This is a genomic window from Acidobacterium sp. S8 (assembly GCF_009765985.1).
Taxonomy (GTDB): domain Bacteria; phylum Acidobacteriota; class Terriglobia; order Terriglobales; family Acidobacteriaceae; genus Alloacidobacterium.
Window position 1 is genome coordinate 17,669 of sequence record NZ_LMUM01000008.1, and the last position, 20,098, is coordinate 37,766.

The 20,098-nt window shown below is 56.6% G+C and carries 14 protein-coding genes and 1 riboswitch; of the genes, 9 read left to right on the forward strand and 5 right to left on the reverse strand.

Going from position 1 to position 20,098, the window contains the following annotated elements; all coding sequences use genetic code 11:
* Window positions 1-9: 9 nt before the first annotated feature.
* The 8 genes from GSQ86_RS02195 to GSQ86_RS02230 all read left to right on the forward strand — a co-directional run bounded on the left by GSQ86_RS02195 (window position 10) and on the right by GSQ86_RS02230 (window position 10,881).
* Window positions 10-1,872, forward strand: a complete 1,863-nt coding sequence (locus tag GSQ86_RS02195) for a CRTAC1 family protein (RefSeq protein ID WP_158748381.1) — start codon at window positions 10-12, stop codon at window positions 1,870-1,872.
* Window positions 1,873-2,091: 219 nt separating this feature from the next.
* The gene (locus tag GSQ86_RS02200) at window positions 2,092-3,789 is read left to right on the forward strand and encodes a nitrite/sulfite reductase (protein WP_158748329.1); all 1,698 of its coding nucleotides are present in this window, start codon (window positions 2,092-2,094) and stop codon (window positions 3,787-3,789) included.
* Window positions 3,786-4,412 carry a bifunctional precorrin-2 dehydrogenase/sirohydrochlorin ferrochelatase gene (locus GSQ86_RS02205; protein WP_158748330.1) on the forward strand — a complete coding sequence of 209 codons (627 nt, stop codon included), beginning with the start codon at window positions 3,786-3,788 and terminating at the stop codon, window positions 4,410-4,412. The genes GSQ86_RS02200 and GSQ86_RS02205 overlap by 4 nt, the downstream gene beginning before the upstream one ends.
* 589 nt (window positions 4,413-5,001) lie before the next feature.
* Entirely contained in the window at window positions 5,002-6,195 is a 1,194-nt protein-coding gene (gene dnaJ, locus GSQ86_RS02210; protein WP_158748331.1) for a molecular chaperone DnaJ, read from the forward strand.
* Complete coding sequence (locus GSQ86_RS02215) at window positions 6,195-6,653, forward strand: hypothetical protein (RefSeq protein ID WP_158748332.1); 459 nt, start codon at window positions 6,195-6,197, stop codon at window positions 6,651-6,653. Before dnaJ ends, GSQ86_RS02215 begins: the two co-directional genes overlap by 1 nt.
* Window positions 6,654-6,659: 6 nt before the next feature.
* The gene (locus GSQ86_RS02220) at window positions 6,660-7,076 is read left to right on the forward strand and encodes a helix-turn-helix transcriptional regulator (RefSeq protein WP_158748333.1); all 417 of its coding nucleotides are present in this window, start codon (window positions 6,660-6,662) and stop codon (window positions 7,074-7,076) included.
* Window positions 7,077-7,321: 245 nt separating this feature from the next.
* Window positions 7,322-9,724 (forward strand): phosphoketolase, encoded by a 2,403-nt coding sequence (locus GSQ86_RS02225; protein ID WP_158748334.1) that lies wholly within the window; start codon window positions 7,322-7,324, stop codon window positions 9,722-9,724.
* Window positions 9,721-10,881, forward strand: a complete 1,161-nt coding sequence (locus GSQ86_RS02230) for an acetate/propionate family kinase (protein WP_158748335.1) — start codon at window positions 9,721-9,723, stop codon at window positions 10,879-10,881. Before GSQ86_RS02225 ends, GSQ86_RS02230 begins: the two co-directional genes overlap by 4 nt.
* 3 nt (window positions 10,882-10,884) lie before the next feature.
* Here the strand turns inward: GSQ86_RS02230 and GSQ86_RS02235 are convergent, their stop codons facing one another.
* From GSQ86_RS02235 to GSQ86_RS02255, 5 genes are all read right to left on the reverse strand, one after another.
* Window positions 10,885-12,039, reverse strand: coding sequence for an acyltransferase family protein (locus tag GSQ86_RS02235; RefSeq protein WP_158748336.1), 1,155 nt, complete (start codon window positions 12,037-12,039; stop codon window positions 10,885-10,887).
* Window positions 12,040-12,305: 266 nt separating this feature from the next.
* Window positions 12,306-13,334, reverse strand: coding sequence for a ribonucleotide-diphosphate reductase subunit beta (locus GSQ86_RS02240; protein WP_158748337.1), 1,029 nt, complete (start codon window positions 13,332-13,334; stop codon window positions 12,306-12,308).
* A gap of 12 nt (window positions 13,335-13,346) precedes the next feature.
* Entirely contained in the window at window positions 13,347-15,716 is a 2,370-nt protein-coding gene (locus tag GSQ86_RS02245) for a ribonucleoside-diphosphate reductase subunit alpha (protein ID WP_254062082.1), read from the reverse strand.
* Window positions 15,717-15,800: 84 nt separating this feature from the next.
* A riboswitch (cobalamin riboswitch) is annotated at window positions 15,801-16,004 on the reverse strand.
* Between the two features lie 67 nt (window positions 16,005-16,071).
* Entirely contained in the window at window positions 16,072-17,682 is a 1,611-nt protein-coding gene (locus GSQ86_RS02250) for a Na+/H+ antiporter (RefSeq protein WP_158748338.1), read from the reverse strand.
* Window positions 17,683-17,706: 24 nt separating this feature from the next.
* Window positions 17,707-18,159 carry a MarR family winged helix-turn-helix transcriptional regulator gene (locus GSQ86_RS02255; protein WP_158748339.1) on the reverse strand — a complete coding sequence of 151 codons (453 nt, stop codon included), beginning with the start codon at window positions 18,157-18,159 and terminating at the stop codon, window positions 17,707-17,709.
* A 96-nt stretch (window positions 18,160-18,255) separates the two neighbouring features.
* Between GSQ86_RS02255 and GSQ86_RS02260 the strand changes: the two genes are divergently transcribed.
* Window positions 18,256-20,061 (forward strand): TonB-dependent siderophore receptor, encoded by a 1,806-nt coding sequence (locus GSQ86_RS02260; RefSeq protein ID WP_158748340.1) that lies wholly within the window; start codon window positions 18,256-18,258, stop codon window positions 20,059-20,061.
* Window positions 20,062-20,098: the final 37 nt, after the last annotated feature.

The following is a 20,098-nucleotide window of genomic DNA, read 5'->3' on the forward strand; positions in this document are numbered from 1 at the left end:
ATCTTTCCGATGAATCGTCGCCGCTTTCTTCAATCTCTCAGCCGCACCGCGCTCGTTTTGCCGTTCTCTGACGTGCTGCAGTTGGCGACGCCACCATGGAAGCGCACCCCTCTGATGCAGCAAGCCCAGAGCGGCATGGAGCGCTCCTACGAAGCCAAACAAGTTCCGCCACCACCCGGACCGCACTCCCCCATCGAAGCCACACCTCTCGGCGTGCAGTTCATCGATGTCGCAACCCAGTCCGGCCTCAACTCTAAAACCATCTACGGAGGAGAAGGCAAAAATAAATACCTCCTCGAAACCACTGGCTGCGGCGTCGCCTTTTACGACTACGACAACGACGGCTGGCTCGACATTTTCCTCGTCAATGGCTGGCGGCTGGAAGGCTTCGCCAAAGGACAGGAGCCAACCTGTCATCTCTTCAGAAACAATCGCGACGGAACCTTTACCGACGTTACCGCAAAAGCTGGCCTCGCCCGCAGCGGCTGGGGACAAGGCTGCTGCATCGGCGACTACAACAACGATGGCCACGACGATCTTTTCGTCACTTACTATGGCCAAAATGCCCTCTTTCATAACAACGGTGACGGTACCTTCACCGATGTCTCCGCAAAAGCCGGGCTGATGCAAAGTAAGCAACGCTGGAATTCAGGCTGTGCCTTCCTCGATTACGACCGCGACGGACATCTCGACCTCTTCGTCGCTAACTACATCGATCTCGATTTGAAGACTGCGCCCACGCCGGAATCCGGTCCATGCACTTACAAAGGCATTCTCGTCGCATGCGGCCCTCCCGGCCTTGCACCGGGAAAGAACATTCTCTATCACAACAACGGCAACGGAACCTTCACCGACGTCTCAGAGAAATCCGGCATTTGGACGACGACTGGCAATTACGCTCTCGGCGTCGCTGTCGCCGATCTCGACAACGACGGCTGGCCGGATATCTACGTCGCTAACGATTCCACCTCGGCGACTCTCTACCAGAACCAGAAGGACGGCACCTTCAGAGACATCGGCATCGAGGCGGGTGCCGCCCTCTCGCCCGACGGCAAGCCGCAGGCCGGCATGGGCGTCACTATCGGTGACTACAATCGCGACGGCAACCTTGACGTCGCCAAGACCAACTTTGCCGGTGATACCGATTCCCTCTACAAAAACCTCGGAGACGGCAACTTTGAAGACGAAACCTATCTTTCCGGACTCGGCCTTAACACCCGCTATCTCGGATGGGGCATCGGCTTCTTCGATATGGATAACGACGGCTGGCTCGACCTGCTCGTCGCCAATGGTCACGTCTATCCCGAAGTCAGCACTTCCAAAACCGAAGCTCCTTACGCCGAACATAAATATCTCTACCGTAATCTGCGCAACGGACGCTATGAAGACGTCACCAGCAAAGGCGGATCGGGTATCACGGCCACTGTTCCCGCCCGTGGCTGCGCCTTCGGAGATTACGACAATGACGGCGACGTGGATGTGGTCGTCAATTGCGTCAATGTCCTCCCGCAACTTCTACGCTGCGATTCAGAGTGGAAGCGCAACTGGATCAAGGTAAAGGTCATCGGCACCAAATCCAATCGCACCGGCATTGGCGCACGCGTAAAGGTAGTAGCAAAAACCGTCCCAGAGGCCCAGCAACCGCTGCTTCAGGTCGACGAAGTACGCAGCGGAGGCAGCTACTACTCGCAGAATGACTTGCGTCTCCACTTCGGCCTCGATCAGGCAAAGATTGTCGATCTTCTCGAGATCCGCTGGCCTTCCGGCCAGGTAGATACCTTCAAGAATTTAGAGGTAAATAGGCTCTATACGGTAGAAGAAGGCAGCAAAATGCCCAAATCTGAGGTGCTGCAGGGCATCATAAAGGCCTGAATCGATCAATTTCGAGGCCTTTCTTGACTCACTCAGACCGAACCGATACCCTTAAAGTGATGATTCATTCCTCAATTCCGGTAATCTGTTGCGGGTGTTGTCCCGCTTTCGCCGGACTCTGAGTGAATGATCCTTTAACGACCAGATTCACAAAGAGCCCGCGTATCAGCCCAGCCTGATGACGCGGGTTTTTTATTTCTCCCTATACAGGTAAACCGAATGGCCGAGATAACCGCCCCCAAAGAGACCAAAGCGCAGAAGATGGAGCGCCTCAAAATCGAGAAAAATCCCTGGGAAGCCTTCAACGAAGTGCGCGAATTCGCGCGCCAGGGACGCGCCAGCGTTGTTCCCGAGTGGGCTTCTGCCTACTTCAAGTGGTGGGGCGTCTACACTCAGGGCGACGGCATCGGCGCAGTCGGCGGCAAGGGCGGCGAAGGTCTCGCCACCGAATACTTCATGATGCGCATCGGCATTCCCAACGGCATCATCACTTCCAGCCAGTTGCGCGTCATCGCCGACATCACCCGCAAGCACGCTCGCAACCTGGCTGACATCACCGTTCGCCAGAACATCCAGCTTCACTGGCTCACGATCGAATCTCTGCCGGAAGTTGTCGATGCGCTCGACGCCATCGGCCTTTCTCCCAAGGGAGCTTGCGGCGATGTGGTCCGCAATGTGACGGGCTGCCCGCTCGCCGGTGTCGCACACGACGAAATCCTCGATTCCTCCGCGCTGGCAGTAGAGGTGGCGCATGATCTCACCGCCAATCCCGACTTCTACAACCTGCCACGTAAGTTCAAGATCTCCATCTCCGGCTGCTCCGTCTGGTGCAACTATCCGGAGATCAATGATGTGGCGCTCACCGGCGTCCGTCGCGGCGACGAGGTCGGCTACTCGCTGCGCGTCGGCGGCGGCCTCTCGAACGAGCCGCATCTCGCCGTTAAACTCGATGCATTCATCAAGCCGGAGCAGGCTTTTGACGTCGTCCGCCGCGTGGCTGAGATCTTCCGCGATCAGCAAGGTCTGCGGGAAAGCCGCGACCGCGCCCGGCTGAAGTACCTTTTCATGCGCGAAGGCTGGACTCCGGAAAGCTTCCTCAAAGAACTCGAGTCGCGCCTCGGTTACAAGCTCGATCCCGGCGTCGAAGAGAACGCTCCCGAAGATATTCTCCGCGATCACGCCGGCATTCACCGCCAGCGGCAGGATGGCCTGAGCTACGTCGGAGCCTCTGTCCTACGCGGACGCCTCAGCGGCGATCAGCTCGCGGCGGCAGCTGACCTTGCCGAGCGCTACGGAGCCGGTCAGTTGCGCGCCACCATCATGCAGAACCTGATCTTCATCGACGTTCCGACAGAAAAAGCGGGCGACCTTGCCAGCGAGATCGAGAAGATCGGTCTGCGCGTCGAAGGCTCGACTTTCTGGCGCGGCGCCATTGCCTGCACCGGCACCGAGTTCTGCAAACTTGCCATCACCGAGACCAAGGGCTTTGCCCGCTGGCTGGTCGAAGAGCTTGAAGAGCGCGTCCCGCAATTCAACGAGCAGCTGAAGCTGCACGTCACCGGGTGCCCCAATGGCTGCGGCCAGCACTGGATCGCGGACATCGGCCTCGAAGGCAAGAAGGTGAAGCAGGACGGCAAGATGGTCGACGCCTACTACTTCTGCGTCGGCGGTGCCGTCGGCAAATATGCCGCCGTTGCCCGTCCTGTCGGCTATCGCGTTCCGGCAACCGAAGTTCCGATTGCGCTCGAACGTCTTCTCCGTACGTATCTCGTAGAACGCAAGCCCGAAGACAACCTTCGCACCTACTTCGGACGCCATTCGGAAGCGGAAATTCGCGACCGCCTCTCCGGAGCGCATCTGGAAGCCGTCGAGCGTGACGTGCCTTCCGGCCGGGTGCCTCACGGAGTCGCCGGATGAGCCTTTTCCCCATCTTCTTCAAGCTCGACGGCCGGCCCTGCCTGGTCGTCGGAGCCGGAGAAATTGCGGAATCGAAAATCCACAGCCTGCTGACGGCAGACGCCCAAGTTACCGTGGTCGCACCCGAAGCCAAGCCGGATCTGGTCGAGCTGGCGCAGGCGGGCCGCTTCGCCTGGCACCAACGCGAATTCGCTCCCGACGATCTGGAGGGCATCTTCCTAGTAGTTGCTGCCACCAATGTCCCCGAAGTGAATGCGGGTATTTTCCGCGAAGCCCGGAAGCGCAATATCATCTGCAATTCGGTCGATGACCCGCCGAATTGCGACTTTTATTTCCCATCCATCGTCAGGCGCGGCGATCTGCAAATCGCCATCTCCACGGCTGGTGAAAGCCCGGCGTTGGCGCAGCAATTACGCAAGGAAATCGACGAGCAGCTTCCCCAAGATCTCGGCCCATGGCTCAAGGCTCTGGGCGAACTGCGCCGGGAAATCCTGGCTTCCATGCCTGCGGGCGAACCGCGCAAACAGCTTCTTCATGAACTCGCGCAACGGCAAGTATGCGAGCTGGAAGAATGTCCTTCCCGGCAGTTAGCGAAGAGAGCATTTCCTTCGACCGCTGGGTGAGGGGCATACCCTCCCCCTCGCTAAACTACTGAAAAATATAGTGTTGTTTTGGAATCAAGATAAGTGTTTGATTTCAATCAACTTGCAGCTACGTGTTTGATTCCACTCAGTTTCATTCCGATTACCTGGGGAAGACTTCAACCTCCGAGAATAGTTTGAGATTCTTCGCCTTCGGCTCAGAATGACGGCTCTATTTGGGGTCGCATTGAATCAGGCGGGATGCCCGTTTTGTGCCCCAGTTCGTTTTCTGCCCCTATTTTTAGTATAGGTTTTTTGAGGGTAATTCCCTGCCAATATTTGTTGTAACGATTTTATTTTGAGCGGATTTGCCGGGTACTAAAGTGCTGCATTCAGTGAAAAATAGGGGAAGTAGACCTTTCGCTGCCTGCGGATGGCAAACTTTTCCCATCTGTATACACAGTTCCTAAGACTGCTCGCGACGATTTGCTTCTTACGGCAGGATTACGCATCTATAGTTGAGTGGGGTTGGCTTATGTTTCCTTACTCTTGTACGATAAAGATGAGGGTGATGAGGGGCCTTTTATCATAGCCATCCCAAATCATCCGAGAGGGCAAAGACTAGAAAACAATGCCTCCAACACACAAAGACTACTATGCCACGCTCGGCATAAAGAAAACGGCCACACCCGACGAAATCCGCAAGGCCTTCCGCAAAGCTGCGCGCAAGTACCATCCCGATGTCAATCCGAACGACAAAAAGGCTGAGGAGAAGTTCAAAGAGATCTCCGAGGCCAACGACATACTGAGCGACGAAAAAAAGCGCAAAATCTACGATCAATTCGGCTTCTACTCCGACCAGATTGACCCTGCGACGGCAGCCGCGGCTCGCGCCGGGCAGGGCAGTGGCGCTCGCGGACAGGGACAGGAAGTTCCCTTTGATTTCGGCGGCTTTGACTTCTCCGACTTCGCTCCCTCCGGCGGGCGGCAGCCGGGAAATGCACAATCCGGCGGATGGGGCGGTTTCCGCGACATTTTTTCCGGCATGTTTTCGCCGGAAGGTCGCCGTCAGCAGGGGCCTGAACCTGGGACTGACCTCGAATACCAGGCCTCGATCGATTTCTGGACGGCGATTCGGGGGGGCACGACTCGCCTCGACATTCAACACCAGGAGATCTGCCCAACCTGCAAAGGGAAAGCCACCGTGGGCGGTCCACATACCTGCCCCGAGTGTCACGGCTCCGGCCAGGTGCAGCAGATGGGCGGCCGCATGAAGTTCAACATCCAGTGCCCGCGTTGCGGCGGTTCGGGCAAAGTACAGGATCCCTGCCCGACCTGTCACGGACAGGGCACGGTTGCGCGCACCGAGCACATCGATTTCCGGATCAAGCCGGGCACTCGCGACGGCCAGCGTATTCGCCTGGCGGGGAAAGGCAATGCCGGCATCAACGGCGGCTCACCGGGCGATCTCTACCTCATCATCAAGACGGGCACACATCCGGTCTTCACCCGGCAAGGGGACGACATTCACATCACCGTACCTGTGACGGTTACTGAGGCGGCGCTGGGCGCTAAGATCGAGGTCCCAACCATCGACGGTCGTGCGCAACTGAAGATTCCACCGGCAACGCAGTCCGGCCAGAAGCTTCGCATGCGCGAGCGCGGAGTTCCATCAGCAACACGCGAGGGCGTGCGCGGCGATGAAATCGTAACCGTTGAGATCACGGTTCCCCAGGTACAGGACGAGCGTTCAAAAGAAATTTTGCGGGAGTTTGCCAAGCTCAATCCTGATGATCCGCGAACGACGATCTGGAGCAAGCTGTAGTGTCAGAAGATACCCAAATTCGCGACGACGCAAACGAGCTGCTGAACATCTCCGTCAACTACGCACGCCGCATGCTGCGGAGATACGGCGAGTTCGGGCCGTTCGCTTTTTCGCTCGACGAGAAGCGTGAGTTGGTGAACGAAACCACGCCGCGTAAAGACTTGCCGCCCGATCCTGCATTGCTGCTCGAACTTTTGCAGCAGCAGATCACCGAGCGCAGCCACAAGAAAGAGATTATCGCCGCGGCAACGGCAGCCAACGTCTCCTTGAGCAAGCCTTCTGCGGAAGGTTTTACCGATGCCCTGCTGGTTGAGATCGAGCACCAAAATGGGTACTGTGTAAAAGCTTTTGTACCCTACAGAATAGGTGGAGGACAGCTCTTCCGGCTTTTGCCGCGGCATATCCGCTTTGGAGCAGCCCAGATACAGGACGGAGTGGCGCGATTCTTCGCGCAATAAGAATCCATGCCCACGAAACGCAAGTCAAAAGGCGCTTATATGATCTCGGCAGTAGCCGAGATGTACGGTATTCATCCGCAAACCCTTCGTCTCTATGAGCGCGAAGGATTGCTGAAGCCCTCGCGCACCGAAGGAAACACGCGCCTCTACACCGATGAAGACCTTGAGCGCCTGGAATTTATTCTGAATCTCGCGCGCGACCTCGGCGTGAATATTGCCGGTATCGCCATCATTCTGCAGATGCGCGAGCGCATGGAAGAGATGAACCGCCAGATGACGGGCTTCGTCGAATACGTCCGCAGCGAAATGCTGAGCCGCATGCAGCATGGCTTTCAGCAGGGATCGGCCATGGTGCCATTGCGGCGGCCGGTAGTTGTCGTTCCTCAAGGGAAGACTAAGCGCCAGTACCAACCTCCTTCCTAAAGATCAGGCCGCATCGCGGGATGCGCCTGTATATGTTGCGGCTCATCCCCGATCTTCATCAAGAATTCACATGCCATACGTTTCCTTGCGTGAATATGGATGATCCAGGCTCTCTGTAGCGTAGCCTGCTGATTGCGATTTTCATCGAGTCATCGTATGTTGGCAGGTACGGCTCGAAAGTCTTTCCCTGGTCGAATGCTGACCGTCCGTTGTCCCCTACACTCGACGCACGAGGAGGATGTACCGTGACCGAAGCCCTTTCCCCCGAACTCCTGAACAAGATGAATGCCTATTGGCGCGCAGCCAATTATTTGTCAGTCGGGCAAATTTTTCTCAAAGACAATCCGCTGCTTGAACGTCCCCTGACGATGGACGACATCAAGCCTCGTCTGCTGGGACACTGGGGAACAACACCCGGGCTGAATTTTATTTACGTCCACCTGAACCGCATCATTGTGAAGAACGACATCAACATGATCTACATCATCGGCCCCGGTCACGGCGGACCCGGTATTGTAGCCAACACCTATCTTGAAGGTTCGTATACAGAAATTTACCCGCACATTGAGCAGAACGAGGACGGCATCAAGCGCCTCTTCCGCCAATTCTCCTGGCCTTATGGCATTCCCAGCCACGTCGCACCGGAGACGCCTGGCTCCATCCACGAGGGCGGCGAACTCGGCTACTCACTGCTGCATGCTTATGGCGCGGCACTCGACAATCCCGATCTGTTTGTCGCCTGCATCGTCGGCGATGGCGAATCGGAAACCGGCCCCTGCGCGACAAGCTGGCATTCGAACAAATTTCTCAATCCCATCACTGACGGCGCAGTGCTGCCAATTCTGCACCTTAACGGTTACAAAATCGCGAATCCCACGGTGCTGGCGCGCATTCCGGAGAGTGAGCTGGAATCGCTGATGCGGGGGTATGGCTACAATCCCTACTTCATCGAGGGCAGCGATCCCGACACTATGCACCAGCAGATGGCCGCGTTGCTCGACAAGGTGTATGCGGAGATCAAAGCCATCCAGAAGAACGCGCGTGACAAAAATGACGCAACACGCCCAGCGTGGCCGATGATTGTGATGAAGACGCTCAAAGGCTGGACCGGACCCAAAGAAGTAGACGGCAAGCCGGTAGAAGGAACGTGGCGCGCGCACCAGGTACCCTTCGCGACTGTTCGCGGCAATCCGGAACACCTGAAGCTGCTACAAGAGTGGATGTCCAGTTACAAGCCGCAGGAACTCTTCGACGAAAAGGGCGCCTTTCGCGACGAGTTCGCCGAGATTGCGCCGAAGGGGCGCTTGCGTATGGGGATGAATCCGCACGCGAATGGCGGACTTCTTATGCAGCCGCTGGAACTGCCGGACTTCTGCGACTACGAAGTAAAGATCAAGGAGCACGGCGGCACGGACGCCGAAGCGACGCGCGTACTCGGATACTTTCTACGCGACGTGATGAAGGCGAACCTGAAAAGCAAAAATTTTCGTGTCTTTGGTCCCGACGAAACTGCCTCCAATCGTCTGGAAGCTATTTATGAAGCGTCGCAAAAGCGCTGGATCGCAGAGACGCTGCCGGTCGATGAAAACCTGCAGCCCGATGGCCGCGTGATGGAAGTCTTAAGCGAGCATATGTGCCAGGGATGGCTCGAAGGCTACCTGCTGACAGGTCGCCACGGCTTCTTTTCTTCGTATGAAGCATTCATCCATATTGTCGATTCCATGTTTAACCAGCACGCAAAATGGCTGAAGGTCACGAATGGATTGCCGTGGAGGAAGCCGATTGCATCCCTCAATTACCTGCTATCCTCACACGTCTGGCGGCAGGATCACAATGGTTTCACGCACCAGGATCCAGGCTTCATCGACCATGTTGCGAATAAGAAATCGGATGTCGTGCGAATCTATCTGCCTCCCGATGCAAACACGCTGCTCTCCGTTGGAAGCCACTGCCTGCGCAGCCGCCAGTATGTGAACCTCATCATCGCGGGCAAGCAGCCTGCTCCGGTGTGGCTCACGATGGACGAGGCTATTCGGCACTGTACCGCCGGGCTTGGCATCTGGGAATGGGCGAGCAATGACGGCGGCGATCCTGATGTGGTGATGGCGTGTGCCGGCGATGTGCCGACCCTCGAAACAATGGCCGCGGTTTCACTGCTGCGCGAGCACATTCCTGACCTGAAGATTCGAGTCATCAACGTCGTTGATCTGATGACGCTGCAGCCAATCTCAGAGCATCCGCATGGGCTTCCTGATGAAGATTTCGATCGCATGTTCACGGAAGACAAGCCGGTGATCTTCGCCTTTCATGGCTATCCGACGCTGGTTCACCGCCTCACATATCGCAGAGCAAATCACGGCAACATTCACGTGCGCGGCTATAAGGAAGAGGGCACGACCACTACGCCCTTCGATATGTGCGTATTGAATGATATGGACCGCTTCACCCTCGCGCTCGATGCTGTGCGCCGCGTGCCGCGCCTGCGCCAGTTGACCGACGCAGCGGAGCAGAAATTTTCCGAGATGCGACAGAAGCATAAGCTTTACGTTTCAGAATATGGTGAAGACCTGCCCGAGGTTCGCAACTGGACGTGGACGGGAAGCGGTAAAGGAGCGACAAGCGAAGACACGGGCGGCGACAACGCATGAAGCCGGTATTTGTCGTCAACAGCGGCTCATCTTCGTTGAAGTTTGGCATCTTTGTCGAACGAGATGGAGATGAGCATGCCATCATTCGCGGCAATGCCGATGCGATTGGCAGCGACAATGGCAAGCTCGAAGTCGAGGACGCGGCGGGGAAGGTTCTTCTCCGCGAGACACAGCGCTTCGAATCGCAGCAAGACGCACTCAGCCGCATCACTAAAAAACTTGCGGAACTCAAGTACGATGCGCCGGCAGGCATCGGTCATCGCATCGTGCATGGCGGGCCGCGCCTGATCGCCCATCAGCAGATCACAGACGAAGTGCTCTCCGCTCTCGAAGAAGCCGTGCATTTTGCGCCGCTGCATATTCCTGCTGCGATCGCTCTCGTCCGCCATATGGAAACGCTCTTCCCCGGCGTGCCGCAGTTTGCCTGCTTCGACACCGCCTTTCACCAGACAATGCCGGAAGCTGCGTATCACTTCGCTATTCCGGAAAAGTATTCCGCCCAGGGCTTGCGGCGCTATGGATTTCACGGCTTGTCGTATGCGTCGATCGTGCGCGCGCTGGGTAAGGACATTCCGCAAAAAACAGTAGCTGCACATCTCGGCAGCGGAGCCAGCCTCGCTGCCATTGCGGATGGCAAGTCCGTCGACACCAGCATGGGCCTGACGCCAACTGGCGGTATCCCTATGGGTACGCGCCCAGGCGATCTCGATCCCGGCGTGCCGCTCTTTCTCATGCGCTATCAGAAGCTCGATGCAGACAAGCTCGAATCGCTGTTGAACAATGATTGCGGACTGAAGGCACTCGGCGGCACCAACGATATGCGCAAATTGCAGACTGCTGCGAATACTGGCGATCGGAGCGCGCAGCTTGCCATCGAAGTCTTCTGCCGCTCAATTGCAAAGACGATTGCATCGTTTGCTGCCGTGCTCGGCGGCCTCGAACTGCTCGTCTTCGCCGGCGGCATAGGGGAACACAGCGCCGAGGTACGAGCCAATGTTTGTCAGCGGCTGCGTTTCCTCGGCGTGACGCTGGATGCAGAGCGGAATCGTACATCCGCCCCTGTGATTTCTGAGGACACAAGCGCGGTCGCTATTCGCATTGTGCCCAGTGAGGAAGAAAAACAGATTGCCCGCGAGTGTAGGGCGCTGCTTTCGTAATTCTCAGATCCTGATAAAGATTTTCTTCTTGTAAAGAATCAGCGCAGGGATAAAACAGATCGCGACGATAGCCAACGACCAGCACAGCGACGCCAGCGACGGATCAGGAATGTGTGCGAAGACATTCGCATAGATGATCTGCCCGAGGGATTTGCCGCCGATGTGAACATCTCCAAAGAGCGAAGGTAATAGCTCGGAGAAGACGTAGATCGCAATTGCATTCGAACCGAAGACGATCCAGGGGAAGGTCCATCCGCGCTTCCATTGCTTGATTTCAATCAGCCAGTAAGAGATGGAAAGCCCGAGCAGGGAGCAGCCCGCAGCAAAAAGGACGTACGAACTGGTCCAAAGTTTCTTGTTGATGGGGAACCAGTGTCCCCAGATCTTGCCGAGCAGCAGCCCTGCAATGGCAGCTGCAAAGAGACCGATAAATTTTGTTTGCTCGCTTTTCTTCGCGCGCAGCCATATTGCCGTCAGCATGCCGAGCAGCGCTGTTCCCAGCGCAGGAAGATTGCTCAGCAGGCCCTCAGGGTCACGCGTGCCTTCATACAGTCTGCCTGGGAAAATGTGCCGGTCAAGATAAGCGACCCAGTTCGCGTCTTTATCCAATAGCGGAATATCGCGTGTCGGCAGACCATATCCCGGCACTGGAATCCAGCGCATGATGATCCAGTAGCTCACCAGCGCTGCCACGATGACCGTAACAATGGTGGCGACCTCGCGGCCACGGCTCCACAGGTAAATCACACTGGCAATGAAGAGGCAGACAGCGAAGCGCTGCAACACGCCGTAGATGCGCAGATGAGCCAGATGGAAAAACGGAAAACCGTTGACCACCAATCCCAGGGCGAACAGAATCGCCGATCGGCGCAGAGCGTGAAGCAGGAGTGATGTTCGCGACGTGCCTTTGGCCAGCCGTGACTCGAACGAGAAGACCAGCGAAATGCCGGCTACAAATAAAAACGTGGGGAAAACAAGATCGGTTGGCGTCCAGCCATTCCAGAGCGAATGCTTAAGTGGCCAGTAGGCGAAACGCTCATCGCCATTGTTGTTTACCAGGATCATGAAGGCAATGGTGATGCCGCGAAGCACGTCAAGCGAGGCAAGGCGTGTCTTAACGCCGGAAACGGAAGGGTTAGTAACTGTAGTAGCCGTCATAGTGGATATGACGGCTACTGTAACGCGTTAAGCCGATTTGCGAAAGAGGCTATTTACCTAATCCAGGCCGGTCGTCCGCGGTCTCGGCTCGTGAGGCGCTGACTTATTTCTGCCCTGAAGGTTAAATTTTCTCGTCGTCATTGAGCCGGAAGCCCAAATGCACGCGATGATGCAGAGAAGAATGACGCCGCCGATCACACCCACAATTGCCATAATCTTCCCTCCTGATCATTGGAGGGGATGAGCAATAGCAATGGTTGCCGCAGTTAAAAATCGTCGTGGAAGGCAACCTCTCCTTCCACTGCCACCTGGTAAGCGGAAACGCGGCGCTCGAAGAAGTTGGTGAGCTCCTGCACATCCTGCAATTCCATGAACGGAAAGGGATTTTTCGAGCCGAAGATCGGTTTGATGCCCAATCGCTGCAGACGCGAATCTGCCACATACTGCAGGTATTCGCGCATATCACGCGGGGACAATCCGGCAACGCCGCGGGAAAGCAGATCTTCCGCGAACTGTGTCTCGCAATCCACTGCTTCCGAAATCATGGCGATGACCTGCCGCTCCATCTCGGCGTCGAACAGTTCCGGATGCTGCCCGCGTACTGTGTTCACAACCTCAAAGGCAAATTCGAGATGGCAGCTCTCATCGCGAAAAACCCAATTCGTGCCTGCGGCCAGTCCGTGCAGCAGACCGCGTGAACGCAAAAAATAGACATAGGCAAACGCGGCAAAGAAAAACAGCCCTTCGATGCAGCCAGCGAAGCAGATCAGGTTCAGCAGAAACTGTTTCCGGTGCTCGACCGTCTCGAGCGCATCCAGCTGCTGAATCGAATCCATCCACTTCATGCAGAACTGTGCTTTTTTCGAAATGGAAGGAATAGTTTCTACTGCCGCGAAGGCCTCAGCGCGTGCCGCGGGATCGGGAATATAGTTATCGAGCAGCGTGAGATAAAACTGCACGTGCACTGCCTCTTCATAAAGCTGGCGTGAGAGATAAAGCCGCGCCTCGGGCGAGTTGATGTGCTTATAGAGATTCAGCACAAGGTTGTTCGACACAATCGAGTCGCCGGTGGCAAAGAAAGCTACGAGACGCTGAATGAGGTGCGTTTCCGCAGGCGTAAGCCGCGAGCGCAGATCGGATAAGTCGGTCTGGAAATCAACCTCTTCCACGGTCCATGTATTGCGAATGCCGTCCTTGAACATCTCAAAGAAAATGGGATAGCGCATCGGCCGCAGCGTGAGGCACAGGCCTGGGTCAAGAATCGAGTCAGGCACTTTTACGGATGATTCAGACATTAGAATTCTCCTCTACTGGCAGGCTTCGCAGCTTTCAGGGTTATCGAGTGAGCAGGCGACTGCCGACATGCTCTGTACTACCGTCGTCTTGGCAATACGCGTCGCCGGACGTGAACGCAGATAATATGTTGTCTTCACGCCGCTCTTCCAGGCATGCATGTACATGGAGCTGAGCCTTCCGATATTTGGCGACTCAGCAAAAAGGTTCAGCGACTGGCTCTGGTCGATCCATGCGCCGCGCTCAGCTGCCATATCGATGATGGCGCGCATGGGCAGCTCCCACACGGTGCGATAGATTCTACGTACTGCCTCAGGCAGCTCCCCAATTCCCTGCACCGAGCCTTCCGCCAACTTAATGCGCGTCCGCATCTCTTCGACCCACAGCCCAAGCCGCTTCAACTCATCAACAAGGTACCGGTTTAACTGTAGAAATTCTCCGGAGAGCGTCTCGCGCTTGAAAAGGTTCGAGATCTGCGGCTCGATGCATTCATAGCAGCCGACGATGGAAGCGATGGTCGCCGTCGGCGCGATGGCAATCAGCAGTGAATTCCGCAGACCGTGTCTTGCGATGCGTTCTTTCAACGCGTTCCAGCGAGAGGTGTCGGCAGGAACAATCTTCCACAGATCAAACTGCAACTCGCCCTTCGCTATGCGCGTGTCCGCGAATGCCGGATGCGCTCCATCCTTCTCCGCCAGATCACAGGAGGCACAGAGCGCGTGGTAGTAAATCTCTTCCTGAATCCGGGTCGAAAGCGCGCGCGCTTCCGGTGAATCGAACGCAAGCCCAAGCTGGAAGAAAACATCCTGCAGGCCCATAACACCAAGGCCCACAGGCCGCCAGCGATTGTTTGCCGATGCTGCCTGATCGACCGGGTAATAGTTGATGTCGATCACGCGATCGAGCATCGGCACAGCCGTGCGCACTGTGCGCGCGAGCTTGGCAAAATCAAACTTGCCATTGGCTACGTGCCGGGCCAGATTCACCGAGCCGAGATTGCAGACCGCTGTCTCAGCGGAGGACGTCACCTCGGTGATTTCCGTGCACAAATTCGAGAGATGCACGACGTTGCCATCTACGCCCGTCTGGTTGCACTTCAGATTCGTCGTGTCTTTGAAGGTCATCCAGCCGTTGCCGGTCTCCGCCAGCGTGCGCATCATGCGCGCGTACAGATCGCGCGCTTTCACCTGTTTCAAATAGAGTTTTTCCGCCTCGGCAGCCTCATAGGCCTTCGCAAATGCATCGCCGTAAAGATCGGTAAGGTGTGGCACTTCCTTGGGATCGAAGAGCGACCAGATGCCGTCTTCGTCCACGCGCCGCATGAACAGGTCCGGAATCCAGTTGGCCAGATTGAGATTGTAGGTACGCCGCGCCTGGTCGCCGGTGTTGTCGCGCAGCTCAAGGAACTGTTCTATGTCGGCGTGCCACGGCTCCAGATAGACGCAGCATGCGCCCTTGCGCTTGCCGCCCTGGTTCACCGCGGCAACCGACGCATCGAGCGTATGAAGCCACGGCACAATGCCATTCGACAATCCATTCGTCGCGCGAATCAGCGAGCCTTCCGACCGCACGCGATGAAAGGCCAGCCCGATGCCGCCGGAAAACTTCGAAAGCAACGCCACCTGTTTGTAGGTGTCATAGATCGACTCCAGCGAGTCCTTCGGCGAATCGATCAGGTAGCAGGAAGACATCTGCGTATGCCGCGTGCCGGAATTGAACAACGTCGGCGAGCTCGGCATGTAATCGTGCGCCGCGAGCAGCCGGTAAAAATCAATGGCCTCATTCACCGTCAGCGCCAGCCCGCAGGAAACACGCAGGAAAAAATATTGCGGGGTCTCAATCACTTTGCGCGTAATCGGATGCCGCAAAAGATAGCGGTCATACACCGTGCGCAACCCAAAATATTCAAAGCGGTCAGAGAAGCCCTCATCGATAGCATTGTTCAGCTTGCGTGCATTGTCGCTCACGAACTGAGCCGTAGCTCTGCCGATCAGCGACTCCTGCTGTCCCAGCTCAATCGACTGCGAGAACGAATAGATATTCTGGCCAGCTACTTCCTTCACGATGGTCGCCAGCAGCAGGCGCGCGGCGAGCTTCGAATACTCCGGCTCTTCCGCGATCAACGACGCTGACGTCTGAATCGAGATCGAATCCAGCTCGCGCGTGGTGGCGCCGTTATACAGGCCGCCGATGGTGCGACTGGCCACGCGCATCGGGTCCACATGCGACAGACCCGAGCAGCATCGCTGCACCGCGCGCACAATTTTGTTTACATCCACAACCTCGACCGAGCCGTTGCGCTTTCGCACTTGCATCTGCGGAACCGGTTCGGGGAGGGGAAAATCGGGAGCAAGATCAGCGAGTGTGGTCTGCAAATCGGACACGGAAACGACCTTTCCGCCCCGCAGGAAAAAGTGAAAGGAAATGACGAAGAAAGACCATCATCACCCGGCACTCCCCTCGGAGGCGCATGAGCGTATCTCTGTGGCAGGTCTTCGGACTTGCAGGCCGTACCTCCTACTTGCCTCCGCTTCCCAGTCCGTGGCCGAACCAGTGCGTATTGAATGAGGCTTTCGTTCCTGCTTACCGCTGCGGGGCAGCTCCGGATTTGCACCGGATTCCCTTTTCAGCCCGGCGAGTTACCGTCGGGCACCACAAAGTAAAACGACTATATCCTGTGTTTTTCTTTTAAGTCAACCCAAGATGATGGGCTACCTGTGCAAAAAGGGGCCTGGCTCCCTAACTGGAACGACGTATCCCTCGCGCATCCTGCAGGTCGATATCGAGGATCAATTGCTGATATACGAGATCGTTGATCTGGTTTGAATCCAGTAATTGCGCCGCGGTGTGCCGCTCCACATTTCGCGCCGCTCTCGCAATCTCCAGGTAACGGGATGCCTGGCTAGAAATTTCTTCCCTGCCTCCCGCATCCTGTGGATTTCTCAGAAGTGCGAGCCGCCGCTTATAGGCACGTTCCAATGCATTGAAAACCTCCTTCGACCCGGGTGATTTTTCCTTTTCTGTCTGCACATAGTGGAGGGCATCGCTCAGCATCTTCTTCAGAGCTGCCTGTCCTTCAACATTTTCTACGTCGCCCTGTGCGAGCCCCAGTTTGCGAATAATGAATGGAAATGTCAGTCCCTGAAACACCAGCGTGACAAGGATCACGCAGAACGTAAAGAAGATGATGATGTTGCGAGCCGGAAATGGATCGCCATTCCTTAACTCCTCCGGCAATGAGACGGCCGCCGCCAGCGCGATTACGCCGCGCATGCCGCCCCATGCCACAGCAAACAGGTGACGCCTGTCGATATTTGGCTGCCTGCTTCGAGAGATCCATCCGCGAAGCCTCTGTCCTACCCACGCTCCGGGAAAGACCCAGACAAAACGCAGCGCAATTACGATGAGGCTCACCATCAGCCCGCCTGCAATCAGTTGCCGAAGCCCCAATCCCTTGATACCAGCCAGCACATTCGATATCTGCATCCCCAACAGCAAAAAAACCACGCCATTCAGAATGAAATCGACCGTATTCCAAACCGCCGGCGATTCCAGCCGCGCTCCAAGCGAGAGCAACCGCGTTTGACGATGCCCGAGATAGAGCCCGCACGCAACCGTCGCCATTACACCGGAAGCATGCAGCCGTTCGGCCAGCAAATAGACTACGTACGGAGTCATCAGCGTCATCGTCAGTTCAATCTGCGACGCTTCGATACGCAAAATCAGCTTCGAGAGCAGCCACGCAACCCCCAGCCCGATCGCCAGGCCGCCAATCGAGAGATACAGCAGCTTTTCAACTGCTCCAAGTACAGAAGGCGCTCGCCCATCGAGAATGATGTTGACGGCAAAGCTCAGCGCCAGCAGTCCGCTTGCATCGTTGATGAGGCTCTCGCCCTCCAGAATGTCCACGATGCGGCCAGGAATGCCGAGCCTGCGCGCAATATTGCCTGCCGCCAGCGCATCGGTGGTAGAAACGACAGCGCCCAGCACTAATCCCGTCTGCAGGGTGAGCTGCGAGAAAAAGAAATGCGCAGCAAACCCAACGCCGATCACCGTGAAAGCCACAAGCCCGAAGGCCAGCGAAAGAATACTGAACATGTTCTCGCGCATGTCTCGCCACGACGAGTTATGCGCAGAAGCAAATACCAGCGGCGGAAGCACCACCAGAAAAACGAAATCGGGACGCAGGACAATATCGGGCACGGGCGGCAGAAAACTCAGTACCAGCCCACCCAGCACAAAGACAATCGGATACGGCTGCCCGATGCGCCGCGCCAGCGCTGCCAGCACGACCACAAAGACCAGCAACAGCAGCATCAAGAGCTCAAGATGATGGATATCGTCTGTCATCTGCCCCTCAAACTATCAGAATTTTTAAGAAGTCGTTGCCCCAGCACAAAGTTGCTCCACCTGACGGACAACGTGAAGCGCTGACTTGAGTTGCGCCATTCCGATCTTCTTTTCAAATTGCTTCTGCATCTGGTCGAAGGTGCGGACTGCCTGCATGGCGCACCTTCGACCCTGCGGCTTCAATACAAGCTGAATACTCCGTCCGTCTTCCGGATCGATACGCCGCTTCAGCAATCCGCGCGCCTCCAGCGAGGAGATGCAATTGCTGATATTGCCACGCCCGGTCGAGAATGTTTCCGCCAGCCGCGACGGCTTCACCGCCCGCGGCTCCTCGAACAAGATCGAGACCAGCACCAGCGCTTCAAAAAATGTAATCTCGCTCGGCCCGAGTATCCGAAGCAACTCAGTATCGAGCTTGCGAGACGCGCGGTAGATCTCAAAGAGCGGGGATTCCTCCAGAAAAGCTTCGATGCGCATGCTTTGAGTCTATCCGATTAGTTCAATCAATGAACTATTCGATTCATGGCTAAACTAGCGTTGTGATCTACTGAGAACGCCTTGATGATGGCTCTCATGAAATTCTTTTGGCCTCTATTGTGCGGCCTTGCATGTTTTGGTCCGGTCATGGCGCAGGAGCCTTCCGAAACAATTGCTCCTGCGAAAACTACCGTTGTTGTCCTCGGCAGTCCCGCTCCCGTCACGCTCGGCGAATCCAATCGCTCTGTCGTGCTCATGAATACACAGGAGCACCCGCTTGCTTTCCAGACGGTCGAAGACCGGCTCCGCACCGATGCCTCCACATACATCGAGCAGCGCGGAGCCGGAGGTGCGCAGGCCGATATCTCGATTCGCGGCTCGTCCTTCGCGCAGACGCTTGTCCTCATCAATGGTCTCCGCGTCAACGATGCGCAAACCGCGCATCATAACCTCGACCTTCCCGTTCCCATGGACGCGATGAGCAATATCGAAATCCTGCACGGCTCCGGTTCTACGCTTTACGGTTCAGACGCGATGGGCGGCGTCATCGACTTCATCACCGCCGCGCCGCAAGCAACTTCGCTTCGCCTGCGCAGTGGCGTCGGCAGCTTCGGAGAAAACGATCAGGCCGCTACGGCCTCCATCGCACGCAAGACGTGGTCAGAGCTGCTCTCCGGCGAGCGCAACTTTTCCACTGGCTTCATGCCCGACCGCGACTATCGCAACGAAAACGGCAGCTCCGAAACACGCTGGAAAACGGCTCTCGGTGAGAGCGACATTCTTCTCGCGGGCAGCGATCGCGCCTTCGGAGCCGACCAGTTTTACGGCAACTACAATTCATGGGAGCGCACCAAAGGATGGTTCGCCTCCATGCGCCAGGAGCTGGACGATAAAACCAGTGCCGCTTTCGGCTACCGCCGCCACACAGACAACTTCATACTGCTGCGCGATAATCCATCTTTGTACGCGAATCAACACATCGACCAGAGCTGGCAGGGAGCGCTCCGCCGCAGAGAACACTTCGGCGCAAGAAGCTCGCTCTTCTACGGGCTCGAAGGTGACGGCGACTCCATCGACAGCAACAACCTCGGCAAGCATGCGCGCAACTGGGGCGCAGGTTACCTCGACGCTGATCTGCAATGGAAAAACATCTCACTCACCGCCGGCCTGCGCCAGGAGATCATCAGCGGCGGCTATCATGCTACCAGTCCCACACTCGCAGCCAGCTACTGGCTCGGCAGCAATGTGAAATTACGTGCTGCGCTCGGATACGGCTTCCGCCTGCCGACTTATACCGATCTCTATTACAGCGATCCTTCCACCATCGGCAATCCCAACTTGAAGCCGGAATCCGCATGGAACTATGAAGCAGGCATGGACTGGTTCGCGGGATCGAAGTCGTATCTGTCGCTCACAGGTTTCTATTCGCGTCAGCACGATACCATCGACTACGTGCGGCCCAACGCGAACAGCCCGTGGCAGGCTAGCAATCTCACCAACCTTCGCTATGCAGGCGTCGAAAGCGCGTGGACATGGCAGCCTTCCAACCGCCAGCAGATCAAGCTCGCGTGGACATTCCTTTCCGGTGCGCAGCAGGCTTTGCACGGCCTGCAGTCCGAATACGTCTTCAACTATCCCGTCAACAACGCCGTCTTTGAATGGACTGTCGAGCCCATCCATGGCTACATGCTGCACAACCGCGTCGGCGTTACGCAGCGCTATGAACAGACTGCTTACCCGGTATGGAATGCCGCCATCGCCCGAGAGCGCGGGTATGTCCGCCCTTATCTGCAAATGTCGAACCTCAGCAACACAGGCTACGAGGAAATCGTAGACGTGCCAATGCCGGGACGCAGCTTCACCGGAGGCATCGAGATCATGCTCAGCCGCGCCGCAAAGTAGCCTTGGGTTATTTCCCTGATCGTGTATCCTCGAAAAA

What these genes read in the sequence shown, in the direction of transcription:
- GSQ86_RS02195 (WP_158748381.1), top strand. Translation starts at nt 10, where the DNA reads ATGAATCGTCGCCGCTTTCTTCAATCTCTCAGCCGCACCGCGCTCGTT.
- GSQ86_RS02200 (WP_158748329.1), top strand. Translation starts at nt 2,092, where the DNA reads ATGGCCGAGATAACCGCCCCCAAAGAGACCAAAGCGCAGAAGATGGAG.
- GSQ86_RS02205 (WP_158748330.1), top strand. Translation starts at nt 3,786, where the DNA reads ATGAGCCTTTTCCCCATCTTCTTCAAGCTCGACGGCCGGCCCTGCCTG.
- dnaJ (WP_158748331.1), top strand. Translation starts at nt 5,002, where the DNA reads ATGCCTCCAACACACAAAGACTACTATGCCACGCTCGGCATAAAGAAA.
- GSQ86_RS02220 (WP_158748333.1), top strand. Translation starts at nt 6,660, where the DNA reads ATGCCCACGAAACGCAAGTCAAAAGGCGCTTATATGATCTCGGCAGTA.
- GSQ86_RS02230 (WP_158748335.1), top strand. Translation starts at nt 9,721, where the DNA reads ATGAAGCCGGTATTTGTCGTCAACAGCGGCTCATCTTCGTTGAAGTTT.
- GSQ86_RS02235 (WP_158748336.1), bottom strand. Translation starts at nt 12,039, where the DNA reads ATGACGGCTACTACAGTTACTAACCCTTCCGTTTCCGGCGTTAAGACA.
- GSQ86_RS02240 (WP_158748337.1), bottom strand. Translation starts at nt 13,334, where the DNA reads ATGTCTGAATCATCCGTAAAAGTGCCTGACTCGATTCTTGACCCAGGC.
- GSQ86_RS02250 (WP_158748338.1), bottom strand. Translation starts at nt 17,682, where the DNA reads ATGACAGACGATATCCATCATCTTGAGCTCTTGATGCTGCTGTTGCTG.
- GSQ86_RS02255 (WP_158748339.1), bottom strand. Translation starts at nt 18,159, where the DNA reads ATGCGCATCGAAGCTTTTCTGGAGGAATCCCCGCTCTTTGAGATCTAC.
- GSQ86_RS02260 (WP_158748340.1), top strand. Translation starts at nt 18,256, where the DNA reads ATGAAATTCTTTTGGCCTCTATTGTGCGGCCTTGCATGTTTTGGTCCG.